We start from the raw sequence: 12172 nt of genomic DNA on the forward strand, positions 1-12172 counted from the left end.
CATGGACAACGACCAGCAGGTGAGCAAGACCGACGCGGCGCACCATTCGACCGATCGGTTGATCAGAATCTTCGGCCGTTTCGTCGGTACCGGCTATCTCATCTATCTGCTTCTGCTGATCCCGAACATCGCACGGAGCAGCGAGGTGGTTCCCGGTTGGTGGACTCCGGTCACTGTTGCGGTCGTATTCGGCAGTGGTTTCGCGTTCGGGGCCATGACTTTTCATCCGAGTATCGCCGCCATCAGGATCGCCGGCTCGATCGCAGCATCGACGTTCCCGATCATGGCTCTGCTGTGGTGGGTGGCCTGGGACGGAACCACTTTCGACCAGGCCGGGACCTTTCTCTCGGTGTTTCCCGGCCTTGCGGCACTCGCGGCCGCCACGGTGTGGCACCCCGTCCCGGCGTTCGTCCACATGACCGTCAGCGTCGTTCTCGTGCAGCTCACCAATCACGCTGTCCGAGAACCCTTCCCCCGCAGCAACATCGTTGCGGAGATCTTCTTCGCAATGATGTTCTGCACGGTGTTCGTCGCCGCGACACTCGCCGCGGTACGTACCGGACGCATTCTCGACGCCACGATCTCGACCACACACGACGACGCAGCCCGGGCGGCCGCGGCCACCGCGCGTGAGGTCGAACGCGAACGGTTCGATGCGCTGATCCACGACGAGGTCATGTCGTCGCTGCTCGCCGTTGCCCGCCATGGCCGCACGCCGAGCCTGGCCCGTCAGGCCCGCTCGGCTCTGACGCATCTGGACGAGCTGACCACAGGCACCGTCTTCGAGACGTTCTCGGCCGACGAGGCTCTGGCTCAGCTTCGTTCTGCCGCAACAACGGTCGACGAGTCGATCGAATTCACCGTGAACGAGGGCGCGCCCGAGTTCACGGAGGCCTATCCGGCCGACACGGTACGAGCCATCGCTGCCGCACTGGCAGAAGCGCTCCGCAACAGTCGAATTCACGCCAGGGCATCGCACCGTTCGGTTGTCGTGGAGCTGGCCCCGTCGTCGATGCACATCACCGTGCAGGACGACGGCATCGGTTTCGATCGACGTTCGGTGCCGCCCCATCGACTCGGCGTCGCCGTCAGCATCGAGGGCCGGATGCGTCAGCTCGACGGCGGATCGGCCGAGATCGAATCCTCCGCCGCAGGCACCGTCGTGCGATTGGGCTGGAAGCGATGAACGGCCAGGACATCCGCGATCTGCTGTCGATGAAGTCGACGGCCGCCTATGCCGTCGCCGTGTTCTATGTCCTCGCGTGTGCGGTGTGCGCCACGGCGACGCTGGACGGGGTGTCGGCGGTATGGCCACCGTATGCAGCGGTTCTCGTGTTCGCCGGAGCCGTCGTCGTGTTGCTCGGTGCCCCAGGTGATCCGCTGGGGACACGCGCAACAGCTCTGCTGACCGTATCGGGTCCGGTCGCCGCATCGGCCGTCTTCGCCGTGCTGCCGGTTCCACTGACCGGAAGCCTGCAGACCTGGCCCCTGGGAATGTCGGTGGTGATCTACACCTTCATGTGCGTGCGCGGTCGCACCCTGGCCGCGTGGCTCGGGCTGGCACTGACCATGTCCGTGGCCATCGGGTGGGCGGCGATGACGGGTCAAGGATTTCTGTACGGGCTCTCGTTCAGCGCCATCAACATCGCGCCGCTGTTGATGTCGACGTTCTTCGCGTTCACCATCCGTCCGCTGGCCGCAGCCATTTTCGCGCTGCGCACCCAGTCGACGGTGCGTATCGCGTCTCGGGCCGCTGCGGCGGCCGTGCTCGAGGAACGCGACGCTCGCCTGGCCAGTCTCGACGCGTTGGCCCGTCCGTTGCTGCAGCGGATCGCCGACGGTCCCGATCCCACCGACGAGGAAGTCCTCGCGTGTCGGCTGCTCGAAGCCGAACTTCGCGACACCCTGCGCGCCCGCGGTCTGGTTCGGCCCGACCTCGCTCGCGCCGCCAGGTCTGCGCGGGCCCGCGGGGTGGAGGTGATGATGCTCGACGACCGATCCCCGAACGCATTGGACGACGTCGTCCGAGAACGCATCGTGACCGCTGCGTCGAGTGCGCTCGATGCCGCCGAAGCGGGCGCGGTGACGGTCCGGCTCCTGCCTCCTGGCCGCCCCGTGGCGGCGACGATTCTGCTCGACGACCTGGGCGAGGGTGCGCACCGAGTCGAGTACGACCACTCCGGTCACATCCGGCGGTGATGGATCTTCGGTGCCCGACGGCACATGAGGTCCCCCGCCGGTTATGGTGCAGAACGACCACGAGGTCGCTGCCTGTGCCGCGGCCCGTCACTGTGAGCGAAGGGGATAGTACGACGTGGAGATTTCAGGAACAGCAGCACTTGTCACCGGCGGGGCATCGGGCCTCGGAGCCGCTACGGCAGCGCGTCTGGCCGCCGCGGGCGTCACCGTGTTCGGGCTCGATCTGCCGCAGTCCATCGAGCGTGCCGGAGACAGCGTCCCGGCCGGGGTGACACTGCTCCCCGCGGACGTCACCAGCGAAGCCGAGGTCGAGGCCGCGCTGGACACCATCGTCGCATCCGGTGTGCCCCTGCGCATCGTCGTCAACTGCGCAGGCGTGGGCTGGGCGGGCCGCATCCTGTCCAAGAAGGGACCGCACGATCTCGAGCTGTTCCGCACCGTCATCACCATCAACCTGCTCGGCACGTTCAACGTGATGCGGCTGGCCGCGAACCGGATGCAGTCGCAGTCCACCGTCGACGATGCGGGCCAGCGCGGCGTCGTCATCAACACCGCGTCGGTCGCGGCCTTCGAGGGCCAGATCGGCCAGATCGCGTACACCGCCTCCAAGGGCGGCGTGCACGCGATGACCATCACCGCAGCTCGCGACCTGGCCCAGGTCGGCATCCGCGTCAATACGATCGCGCCCGGCATCGTCGACACCCCGATGCTGGCCGGCGTCACCGAGGAATACCGTCAGGGCCTCGAGGCCTCGGTACCGTTCCCCTCGCGTCTCGCGCAGCCCACCGAGTACGCGCAGTTGGTCCAGATGATCGCCGAGCACGACTACCTCAACGGCGAAACCATCCGCATGGACGGCGCGATCCGCATGGCACCGCGTTAACCACTGACCACTCCGAGTGGCCCCGCCGATCGAGGCGGGGTCACGCGCGAGCGCGCAGGTCCGCCACCGTTGGGATCTCCTTCTCCGCGCGGTCGGACATCCACTCGCGCAACACTTTCGTCGCCAGAACATCGTCCTCGTTGTAGACGAGCAGTCGCTCGCGCTGCGTGTGGTCGGGCTCCGCGTCGTATCCGACGGCTTCCCGATACCACCCCATCGACGCCTCGCCGCCGGCCTCGTCGTCACGCCACGCGAATCCCGCGACGGGCGCAATCTTCTTCAGTCCCTTGCCGTTCGGGCAGATGAACTGATCGCTCACCGCCTGGTAGATGTCCACCCACTGCTCGCTGTCGATGAACTCGCGAATCTGCGCCTCGGTGGGAACTCCGGGGACGTCCGCGAATCGACGAGCCGAGTCGAGCAGCCACTTGTCTTCCGCTTGACGCGAATAGCAGTACGCGGCAAAGGTTTTGCCGCGCGCGGCGGCATCGGCCCTGGTGTCCATCAACCAGTTCCAGAACACGGCGAACGAGCGGCCCTCGTCCACGGTCGGCAGTGGGTCCCAGGTGACGAAACCGCGATACGTCGGCGGCGGCCCGCCTGCCTCGGTGAGCAGCGTGCCCCACAGGTATGCGCCGTGTTCCTGGTAGCTCTCCATGTCCACGTCCACCTCGACGTCGGCGCGGTGCACCGTGACGGTCTCCGAGCGCCGCAGCAACGGCACGTCGGCTCGCCAGGCCAGCGCCGCGGACACGGCGTCGTCGAAGTTTCCGAAGGGCCATTCCTCGGGAGCCGGGCCGGTCCACTGCGCCAACTCGTCGATGGTTCGTACACCGGCACTGCGCAGCACATCGGCGCGAGAGCCCGACGCGACCAGCGAGACGTCATGAACGGCCTCGAGTTGCGGCTTACAGTCGAACCACCACGAACACGAACGACATTCACTGACCTGGGATGGAACGGTGAACGCGGCGCCCTGGGCAACCGAGAGCCGGTCTGCGAAGCGGGTGTCGTATTCATCGAGGACCGTGGTGAGATCGTGCACCAGCATGCATTCGCCTTTGTAGCCCACTGCGCCGCCGACGGGTGTTGCCGTGGCCAGGCCCTCGTGCGCCAGCATGCGATACAGGTGGGCGAGACGGAGCTGGTCGCGTAGCTGACTGCGCACCTTGCGGGTCTCGTCGATCGCCGGTGACCAGTGGTCGAGTGGGGAGGTGCGCGCGCCGCGGCCGGGGTCGGTGACCTTGTGGTTGACCACGATCACCGGGATGTACCCGCCCGCCGCGTCGCGGACGAGTAGCTCGCTGCGACCGCGTCGGCCGGTATCGCGTTCGAGGGGCAGTACCGCGTTCCAGATGCGTTCCACTCCGGCCCGACAGGCGGCGACGGTGGCGTCGGCTGCGTCTCGGGCAGTGGGTTCGTCGATCTCGGTCCACAGCGTCGGATCGTCCACGGCCAACTGCGCGCGGACGTTCTCGCGGTGAGCCTGAGCTGCTTCTCGGCGCTGCCGTACCCCTGGGTTCTCGGGTTCACCGCGTAGCAACGATCCGTACGCGGTATCGAGATAGAGCCGATGCCTGCACCGCGTCAACGATCCGGCGTCGAGCAACACGGGCGCTGCTTCTCGTTGACCGTTCACACTGCTAGACACTAGGTCAGCCCTCCGACAGCCCGCGACCGTCGACTGCCTTAGGGTGGGGGTAACGCACTGTTCCCGCCTAGCAGCACACGTCAGGAGCCTTTTCGATGGGTTTGTTCCGCAAGCGTAAGGGTCGAGCCACTCGCAAGGCAGAGGCCAAGGCGCTCAAGCACAAGGCAACACTCGAAGCGAAGCTGGGCGCGAAGAACGAGCGCAAGCAGTTGAAGTCGATCGCCAAGGCGCAGCGCAAGCTCAGCGCAGTGGAAGCGAAGTCCCAGAAGAACGTCGAGAAGGCCCAGGTTTCTGCTCTGAAGGCCCAGCAGAAGGCTGCCGTGCAGGGAACGCTGAGCGTGGCTCAGATCCGCAAGTACCTCGGCATCGCTCGGCTGCTGATTCCGGTGTTGGCCCCCATCCTCTACCGCGGTGCGACCGTCGTTCGCGCGCAGCTCGACAGCCGCAAGGCGCAGCAGCTCGGTGTCGCTCCCGATCAGCTCAGCGAGTACACCGGCCACGGCGGCAAGCTCAGCGCCCGCATTGCCGGAGCCGAGAAGTCGCTGAGCACCATCGGTGCGCGCCACTCCGATCCAGAGACCAAGAGCTTCGGTGCCGCAATCAGCGAGCGTCTGGACGATCTGACCACCGCTGTCCGCGCATCCGAGCAGATGCCGCCCGCTCGCCGCAAGACCGCACACGCCGCCATCTCCGCAGAGCTGGACGGCATCGAGGCCGATCTGCTCGCCCGTCTCGGCGTGCGCTGACCCTCTGAACAACCGATGACCGACAGCTCTGCCGCCCCGCTTCGCGGCGGAGCTGTCGGTATCGTCACCGCGACGCTCGCGGTGGCCGCACACGGCATGGCCGGCGGCGGCTGGGCCGACGGTTCCGCACTCGCACTGCTGATCGTCGTCAGCATCGGAATCGGTGCCATGACGGCGCTACCCAAGCGTTCGACCGTTCTGCTGCTCCCGGCTCTGCTGGCCGGCCAACTCGTCGCCCACATCGCGCTGAGCCTCGGCGGCACCGCAGAGATGCACAACCACTCACTGTTGCCCAGCACCGCGATGATCGCCTTCCACGCGGCCGCCTCGGTCGTCGCCGGACTCACGATCGCCGCAGCCGAGCGCCTCTACGGCCCGATCACGTCCATCGTCCGAGCGGTTCTCGCGCTCCTCACTCCCCTGCCCGACGGTTCCGCCGTCGGTCGCGTGTCCATGTCCGTCGCAGTTCCGTCGGTGGACGGCACTGCGCTGAACTGGGTCATCTCTCGCCGCGGGCCCCCGGTGTCTCGGTTCTGACCGACATCCTTTTCCCGCACATCTCTGCACAGAAATGACCCAACCCATGAAGAGCTCTCTTTCCCGTGCCCTGTTCGTCTCAGGAGCCACCGTCGGCGCGTTGCTGATCGGCGCAGGCGCAGCGTCCGCACACGTCGTCGTCTCCGCTCCCGACGCCGCACAGGGCGGCTACTCGGTGCTGACGTTCCGCGTTCCCACCGAGTCCGACACCGCCTCGACCAGCTCGGTCAAGGTGACCCTCCCCGGCCTCAATTCGGCTCGTACGCAGCCCGTTCCGGGCTGGACCTCCACCGTCGAGAAGGACTCAGCCGATCTCGCGGTGTCGGTGACGTGGACGGCGAACCCCGGTTCCGAGGTCGGGCCGGGCCAGTTCCAGCAGTTCCTGCTCTCCGCGGGCCCGCTGCCCGAGCAGGAGAGCGTCTCGTTCCCGGCCACCCAGACCTACACCGACGGTGAGGTCGTGAACTGGGACGAGCCGATGACCGAGGACGGTAGCGAGCCCGAACTGCCCGCTCCCACTCTGACTCTCGCCGCAGCGAGCAGTGATGCGCACGGCAGCGCCCACACCGAGACCACCGCAACGGCCGAGGCGTCGCAGACGTCGTCGGAGGACAACACCGCCCGCTGGCTCGCCGGCGTCGGGCTCGTGCTCGGTGCCGTCGGAGCAGGTCTGGGCATCGGCGCGACGATCCGGGCGCGGCGCTCGTGAGGTCGCTCGTCGTTTCCACGAAGGCAGTGGTCGTCTCGGCCCTCGCACTGCTGATGCTGTTGCTCGCCGCACCGATCGCCTCGGCGCATTCGCAGGTCACCGGGTACAGCCCGGCCGACGGCTCGTCCCTGGACTCGTCTCCGGCGACGGCGTCGGTGACGTTCAACGAGGTACCGCAGTCGCAGTTCGCCACGCTCAACGTCGTCGGGCCCGACGGCAACATCTGGTCCGAGGGCGATGCACGCATCGAAGGCCAGAGCGTCGTCGTCGACGTCGGTGAACTGGGACCGATCGGCGAGTACACCCTCGCGTATCGCATCACCTCGGCCGACGGCCACCCCGTGAGCGGCACTGCGACGTTCACGCTGACGCAGGAGGGTTCGGGAACTCCCGGGGCACCGGCGGACGCGTCGAGCAGCTCCGAGGAGTCCGAGAACTCGTTCCTCGGCGGCTACGGTCGGATCGCGCTGATCGCAGTGGCGGTTCTGGCTTTCGCCGGGGCATTGGCATTCGCCCTGCGTAAGCCGAAAGAACTGCGCAAGCCGAAGAACCAGAAGTAGTACCGACGTGGCTGCGGTGGGCGAGAGAAGCGTTCGGCTGGTACTCGCCGCCGCAGCTGCGGCGTTACTGGGGGTCGCGGCGGCGTTCGCGCTGGCGTACCCCACCTTTCCCGGTGGGTCGTCGTGGCTACGGGTGATCGCGGTGGCGTCGGGCTCGGTGGTGTTGGGGTTCGGGGTTCTCGCTGTCCTGGACGGCAATTCCAATTCCCGACGTCCGGCCGTCGACTCGCTGGTGATGTGGCGCGCGATCGGTTATCTGGCAGGACTGTGGGCGGTGGCCGAGTTCGTTCTGTTGGCCGCTGCGGCGGCCGATTCTGCCGGGCGTACGCCACTGACGTTGTCGCCGAGTGCTTTCGCCACATTCGCCACCTCCATCTCCGTGGGTCGTCTGGGGACGGCGACGGTGATCCTGGCGCTCACCCTCTGCGCCATCGGGGTGGCCGGGTATCGGTCGGGGGCCAGCTGGTCTCCGACTCCGGTGATCGTGCTGGCGTCCCTTGCACTGGTCGCTCGGCCGATCACCGGGCACATGTCGCAGTTCGCGTTCGGCTCCTTTGCCGTTGCCGTGCACGTGCTGTGCGCGTCGGTGTGGCTCGGTGTACTGGGTGCGATGGCGTTGAGTCTGCGGAGCAGATCGGCGTGGGCGACGCTGTTGCCGGTCTATTCGCGAGTCGCGTTCTGGTGCGTCGTCGGGGTTGCCATCACCGGGGTGTTGGACGCGGTCCTGAAGCTCGACAGCCTCACGGCGGTGGTCGAGACCGGTTACGGCCGAATCGTTCTCGCCAAGGTTCTCGCCACGGTGATCCTGATCGCGTCGGCCCACCGGATCCGTGGGACGTGGTTGCCGACCGTCGCCGCACACCGATCCACGGTGGAGCACTCGGTGGGGCGAGCGGCTGCGCACGTCTGCCTGCTGGCGGTGGCATTCGGCTTGGCCGCGGCGCTGGCGACCACTGCCTGAGTCGGCAGCAGGCACAACCTTGTCGGAGCGCTGTACTAGCCTGAGTACATGCCGAAGTTGACTGTGGTGCCGGGTGGTTCTTCGGCACCTGCGCTCGGTCGCATCCATACTGTCGCGGAGTTCTTCGCCGGTATCGGCTTGGTGCGAATGGGCCTGGAGCAGGCCGGCTTCGAGGTCTCGTGGGCCAACGACATCGAGCGCGACAAGCACCATATGTATCGCCAGCACTTCGGTGACGATGCCGGCCATTTTCAACTCGGCGATGTTGCCCGCACCCGGGGAGACGACCTGCCCGACGGTTTGTCGTTGGCGTGGGCGTCGTTTCCGTGCACCGACTTGTCGTTGGCCGGCGGCCGCGCTGGTCTGGCGGGCAAGAATTCCTCGACGTTCCGGCATTTCACGCGGGTGTTGAGCGAGCTCGGTGATGCCCGACCCGAGGTGGTGGCGCTGGAGAACGTCGTCGGGCTGGCGACCAGTCACGGCGGCGACGATCTGGCCGCAGCGGTCCGGGAACTCAACGAGCTCGGCTATTCGGTGGATGTCCTCACCATCGATGCTCGACGCTTCGTTCCGCAGTCGCGTCCGCGTCTGTTCTTGATCGGTGCGCAGAATCCCCCCGAGGATGCGCGCGATCCCAACAGTGAGCTTCGGCCGGATTGGTTGCAGGCGGTGTACGGCGATTCGACGTTGCTGACCCACCGGGCTCCGCTGCCGAGTCCGCCGATTCCGTTGACCAGCGGTCTGGGAGATCTGGTCGAGCGCATGGACTACCGTGACGAGCGGTGGTGGGATACAGCCCGCACTGCGGCGTTCGTGCAGTCGTTGTCGCCGATTCAGTTGCAGCGCATCGAGATTCTGAAGAAGGCCCGCAAGGTCAGCTACCGCACCGCATACCGTCGCACCCGCAACGGCGTCGCCGTCTGGGAGGCTCGCCCCGACGACATCTCCGGTTGCCTCCGCACCGCCCGCGGCGGTTCGTCGAAGCAGGCGGTGGTCAAGATGGGCAACGGCCGGTTGCAGGTGCGCTGGATGACGCCACTCGAATACGCTCGCCTGATGGGTGCGGGCGAGTACACACTCGACGGTCTGCGAAACAACCAGGCGCTCTTCGGGTTCGGGGATGCGGTATGCGTTCCCGTGGTCGCCTGGTTGGCCGAGCACTACCTGATGCCACTGGTCACCGGGACGCTGAACTCATCGAATACGGCTGCGGCGCATGTCAAGTCACGGTAAGTCCTCGCTACGGTCGTCTGCCATCGCGCCGCGCAAGAGCACACTTCCCGCGGACGATGTGCAGTCCTTTCGCACGGCTCTGCGAGAAGTGCTGAGCGAGAGGGACGATCAAGGCAGGGTGTGGTCAGCGGCCAAGTGGGGCGTGTACGCGTTCTACGACTACGACGGTGAGCCGATCTACGTGGGGCAGACCAAGGAGAAGCTCAGCGTTCGGGTGCAGCGTCACCTGACGAACCAGCGAACCGACGCCGTCGCGATGCGGGTGCTCGACGTCTTCGAGGTCGCGGAGATCGAGATCTGGCCGCTGTGGCAGTACGAGGATCTCAAGAAGTCCGACGGCGCAGAACAATTCCGCGCAGCCGAGCGTGATCTGAATGCGCACGAGTACACGGCGTACCTCAAGGCCATCGACAAGTCGCGGCACAAGGCGATCCTGAACGAGAAGATCCCACCGGTCTCGGAGTCCATCGCACTTCCCGCATCGCTGCGTCGGTCCCTGATCTCCGAGCAGACCCGCCGCGAGCGCGGCCATCCCGACATTCGCATCGCCCGCCGCGCCGAAACCATCTCGCGGCTGGCTGCAGTGACTCGCGAACGCGGCGAGGTCTCCGAGGGTCTACGACGCGTCCTGGTGGTCCAGGCCGTGCGCCTGGCCTACCTGTCGGCCGAGCGACTCGCCTTCGTCGAAGGACATCCCATCCCCGATCCCGCCGCGATCGACGTCACCGCACTGGTGGGTTCGGTGCTGCACGAGCGCGACTCCGGCGCTGATTCCGACGGCGCGCACGACACGGAAGAAGAACTCGACCTCTTCAGCTAGACCCGAGGTATCGACGGAGCACTCGTCTCACGTCGCCATCCTCCGCAGACGTGCGTCGTAGGAGGTTGTCCAATACGAAGCCATCGAGTGCCGTTCCGAGTTCTGCAGCGTCGTCTGACGTAAGACCTTGTTCGGCAAGCGCAACGATCAATATCTCGCGGCCACGGACAAGTTCTATCGCAAGCTCGTCGTCGTGAAAGGACGCGACCATGAGTTCGTAGCGCGCGCGAGTGCGGCCCAACTCATGCCCCAACCAGCGTGCAATCTGCTCGTCCAGTGTTTCGTCGCGCTGAGGGAGGTCACTCTCGAGCAAATGACGAACCATGGCCAACACCAGGCCACGCTGGTTGACGAAATGGTGGCGAGCGCTGCCATGAGGCACTTCGGCTTCGTCCTCTACCCCACGCATTGACCAACCTCGAAACCCGACACGTCCGAGCAACTCCAGCCCAGCGTCGAGTAAGGCATTGCGGGTCGACTTCTCCACAAGGAGAAGCTACCGTAAGTGAACTTCTCCATGCGGAGAAGTCGGGATTCGTCCGGAATAGGAGGCCCGCGTGGTCATAGTCTTCGACGTCTTACTCGTGCTGTGCGTTGGGCTCACAGCGTGGTTCGCGGTGTACGTCGTCCATCGACTCACATCTGACGAGTAGTTGGACGGTCGGCCGCGACCCCACTCTCACGAGAGCTCCACAACATGCACGGCACTCGGGAGCTATACGCAGCACGTTCTCCACGCTGCCGCGCGAATTGCGAAAGAGGAACCGGCGTACGCCCACACCTCATTGGTGAGCGGGTTCGGTGCTGCACGAGCGCAGTGACGACGGTCCCGACAACGCACCCGAGGACGAGCCCGAGGACGACGGCGAGCTGGACCTGTTCAGCGATTACTGACGAAAGTAGGCTCGCCTCGTGCCGCTTCCCCCTCACGTTGCCGATCTCACCAGCATCGACTTGCTGCTGTCGGTGGCCGAGCTCGGCAGCATCGGGCGAGCGGGTAGAGCCCACGGCATGTCGCAGCCAGCGGCCAGTGCACGTATTCGTGCGTTGGAAAGACGCGTCGGCGCGCCGTTGCTGACACGGGGCGCACGCGGAACGGTGCTGACCGAACTCGGTGAGCTCGTCGCAAGTTGGGCCGCGCCGGTCGTTCGGTCCGCCGAGGACTTGGCGACGGCCGTCGCCACGTTGCACGCCGAACGCATCGGCCATGTGCAGATTGCCGCGAGTCAGACTGTCGCAGAGTATCTTCTACCGCGATGGCTGGTCACGCTGCACACACTTCTCCCCCACATCGTTCCGACGCTGAGTTCGGGCAATTCGAAGGTGGTCGCCGAGAAGGTGCTTGCCGGTGCCGCCGACCTCGGTTTCATCGAAAGTCCCAGTATCCCTGCAGCTCTGGACCACCGGACCGTTGCCACCGACGAACTTCTGCTCGTGGTGGCACCGGACCACTCCTGGGCCGTCACCGCGCCGTCGGCCGCCGAGATCGTCGCCACCGCACTGGTGACGCGGGAGGCCGGGTCGGGGACGCGCTCGGCCTACGAAAGCGCCTTGGCTGCAGCGGGTCTCGGGCAACCGATGTCGCCGCTCCTCGAGGTCTCCTCGACGACGGCGATCAAGTCCGCGGTCGGGGCAGGAATCGGCGGAGCCGTTCTGAGCTCACTGGCCGTCGCCCCCGAATTGGCCGCCGGCACTCTGGTCCGCGTACCGATCCCCGGACTGACCCTGCGCCGTGAACTGCGGGCGATCTGGCCGTCCGGCCGCGCGCCGAGTGGTCCGGCCGCGGAGTTGCTCACCGTGGCGGCGAAGACTCACCCGTAGCCATAGCCCTGGGTTATGGCTGGTGGGCGAACTGCTGCCTACCGAGGGGGCA

General features: G+C 66.4%; 13 protein-coding genes. 11 read left to right on the top strand and 2 right to left on the bottom strand.

Annotated features, from left to right (window positions below):
* Nucleotide 1 precedes the first annotated feature (1 nt).
* The 3 genes from AB0366_RS09485 (at nt 2) to AB0366_RS09495 (ending at nt 3082) form a co-directional block, all read left to right on the top strand.
* A complete protein-coding gene (locus AB0366_RS09485; RefSeq protein ID WP_366243619.1) occupies nt 2–1186 on the top strand; it encodes an ATP-binding protein in 1185 nt (394 codons plus the stop codon).
* Nucleotides 1183–2199 carry a hypothetical protein gene (locus AB0366_RS09490; RefSeq protein WP_366243620.1) on the top strand — a complete coding sequence of 339 codons (1017 nt, stop codon included), beginning with the start codon at nt 1183–1185 and terminating at the stop codon, nt 2197–2199. Before AB0366_RS09485 ends, AB0366_RS09490 begins: the two co-directional genes overlap by 4 nt.
* A 115-nt stretch (nt 2200–2314) precedes the next feature.
* Complete coding sequence (locus tag AB0366_RS09495) at nt 2315–3082, top strand: SDR family NAD(P)-dependent oxidoreductase (RefSeq protein ID WP_032397116.1); 768 nt, start codon at nt 2315–2317, stop codon at nt 3080–3082.
* Between the two features lie 40 nt (nt 3083–3122).
* On the opposite strand, the gene AB0366_RS09500 is transcribed toward AB0366_RS09495, so the two are convergent.
* A complete protein-coding gene (locus AB0366_RS09500; protein WP_366243860.1) occupies nt 3123–4691 on the bottom strand; it encodes a TM0106 family RecB-like putative nuclease in 1569 nt (522 codons plus the stop codon).
* Between the two features lie 137 nt (nt 4692–4828).
* On the opposite strand from AB0366_RS09500, the gene AB0366_RS09505 reads away from it, so the two are divergent.
* Genes AB0366_RS09505 through AB0366_RS09535 form a run of 7 tightly spaced genes read left to right on the top strand, consistent with a single transcriptional unit; the run spans nt 4829 to nt 10299 of the window.
* Nucleotides 4829–5479, top strand: coding sequence for a DUF6474 family protein (locus tag AB0366_RS09505; protein WP_121871768.1), 651 nt, complete (start codon nt 4829–4831; stop codon nt 5477–5479).
* Between the two features lie 15 nt (nt 5480–5494).
* Nucleotides 5495–6016 (top strand): hypothetical protein, encoded by a 522-nt coding sequence (locus AB0366_RS09510; RefSeq protein ID WP_366243621.1) that lies wholly within the window; start codon nt 5495–5497, stop codon nt 6014–6016.
* Between the two features lie 46 nt (nt 6017–6062).
* Nucleotides 6063–6725, top strand: a complete 663-nt coding sequence (locus AB0366_RS09515) for a YcnI family protein (protein ID WP_366243622.1) — start codon at nt 6063–6065, stop codon at nt 6723–6725.
* Nucleotides 6726–6778: 53 nt separating this feature from the next.
* Entirely contained in the window at nt 6779–7285 is a 507-nt protein-coding gene (locus AB0366_RS09520; RefSeq protein WP_366243862.1) for a copper resistance CopC family protein, read from the top strand.
* Nucleotides 7286–7301: 16 nt separating this feature from the next.
* Nucleotides 7302–8246 (top strand): CopD family protein, encoded by a 945-nt coding sequence (locus tag AB0366_RS09525; protein WP_366243624.1) that lies wholly within the window; start codon nt 7302–7304, stop codon nt 8244–8246.
* Between the two features lie 48 nt (nt 8247–8294).
* Nucleotides 8295–9479, top strand: coding sequence for a DNA cytosine methyltransferase (locus AB0366_RS09530; RefSeq protein ID WP_366243625.1), 1185 nt, complete (start codon nt 8295–8297; stop codon nt 9477–9479).
* A complete protein-coding gene (locus tag AB0366_RS09535; RefSeq protein WP_366243626.1) occupies nt 9463–10299 on the top strand; it encodes a GIY-YIG nuclease family protein in 837 nt (278 codons plus the stop codon). The genes AB0366_RS09530 and AB0366_RS09535 overlap by 17 nt, the downstream gene beginning before the upstream one ends.
* On the opposite strand, the gene AB0366_RS09540 is transcribed toward AB0366_RS09535, so the two are convergent.
* On the bottom strand, nt 10292–10786 hold the full coding sequence (locus tag AB0366_RS09540) for a TetR/AcrR family transcriptional regulator (protein WP_366243628.1): 495 nt from the start codon (nt 10784–10786) through the stop codon (nt 10292–10294). The two genes, AB0366_RS09535 and AB0366_RS09540, sit on opposite strands and share 8 nt — an antisense overlap.
* Before the next feature lie 425 nt (nt 10787–11211).
* Here AB0366_RS09540 and AB0366_RS09545 point away from each other — a divergent pair, with 425 nt between their 5' ends.
* Nucleotides 11212–12120 (top strand): LysR family transcriptional regulator, encoded by a 909-nt coding sequence (locus AB0366_RS09545; RefSeq protein ID WP_366243629.1) that lies wholly within the window; start codon nt 11212–11214, stop codon nt 12118–12120.
* Nucleotides 12121–12172 lie beyond the last annotated feature (52 nt).

The organism is Rhodococcus sp. NPDC076796 (genome assembly GCF_040702765.1).
In the GTDB taxonomy this organism is placed as follows: domain Bacteria; phylum Actinomycetota; class Actinomycetes; order Mycobacteriales; family Mycobacteriaceae; genus Rhodococcoides.

What these genes read in the sequence shown, in the direction of transcription:
- AB0366_RS09505 (WP_121871768.1), top strand. Translation starts at nt 4,829, where the DNA reads ATGGGTTTGTTCCGCAAGCGTAAGGGTCGAGCCACTCGCAAGGCAGAG.
- AB0366_RS09490 (WP_366243620.1), top strand. Translation starts at nt 1,183, where the DNA reads ATGAACGGCCAGGACATCCGCGATCTGCTGTCGATGAAGTCGACGGCC.
- AB0366_RS09520 (WP_366243862.1), top strand. Translation starts at nt 6,779, where the DNA reads ATGCTGTTGCTCGCCGCACCGATCGCCTCGGCGCATTCGCAGGTCACC.
- AB0366_RS09530 (WP_366243625.1), top strand. Translation starts at nt 8,295, where the DNA reads ATGCCGAAGTTGACTGTGGTGCCGGGTGGTTCTTCGGCACCTGCGCTC.
- AB0366_RS09515 (WP_366243622.1), top strand. Translation starts at nt 6,063, where the DNA reads ATGAAGAGCTCTCTTTCCCGTGCCCTGTTCGTCTCAGGAGCCACCGTC.
- AB0366_RS09535 (WP_366243626.1), top strand. Translation starts at nt 9,463, where the DNA reads ATGTCAAGTCACGGTAAGTCCTCGCTACGGTCGTCTGCCATCGCGCCG.
- AB0366_RS09510 (WP_366243621.1), top strand. Translation starts at nt 5,495, where the DNA reads ATGACCGACAGCTCTGCCGCCCCGCTTCGCGGCGGAGCTGTCGGTATC.
- AB0366_RS09485 (WP_366243619.1), top strand. Translation starts at nt 2, where the DNA reads ATGGACAACGACCAGCAGGTGAGCAAGACCGACGCGGCGCACCATTCG.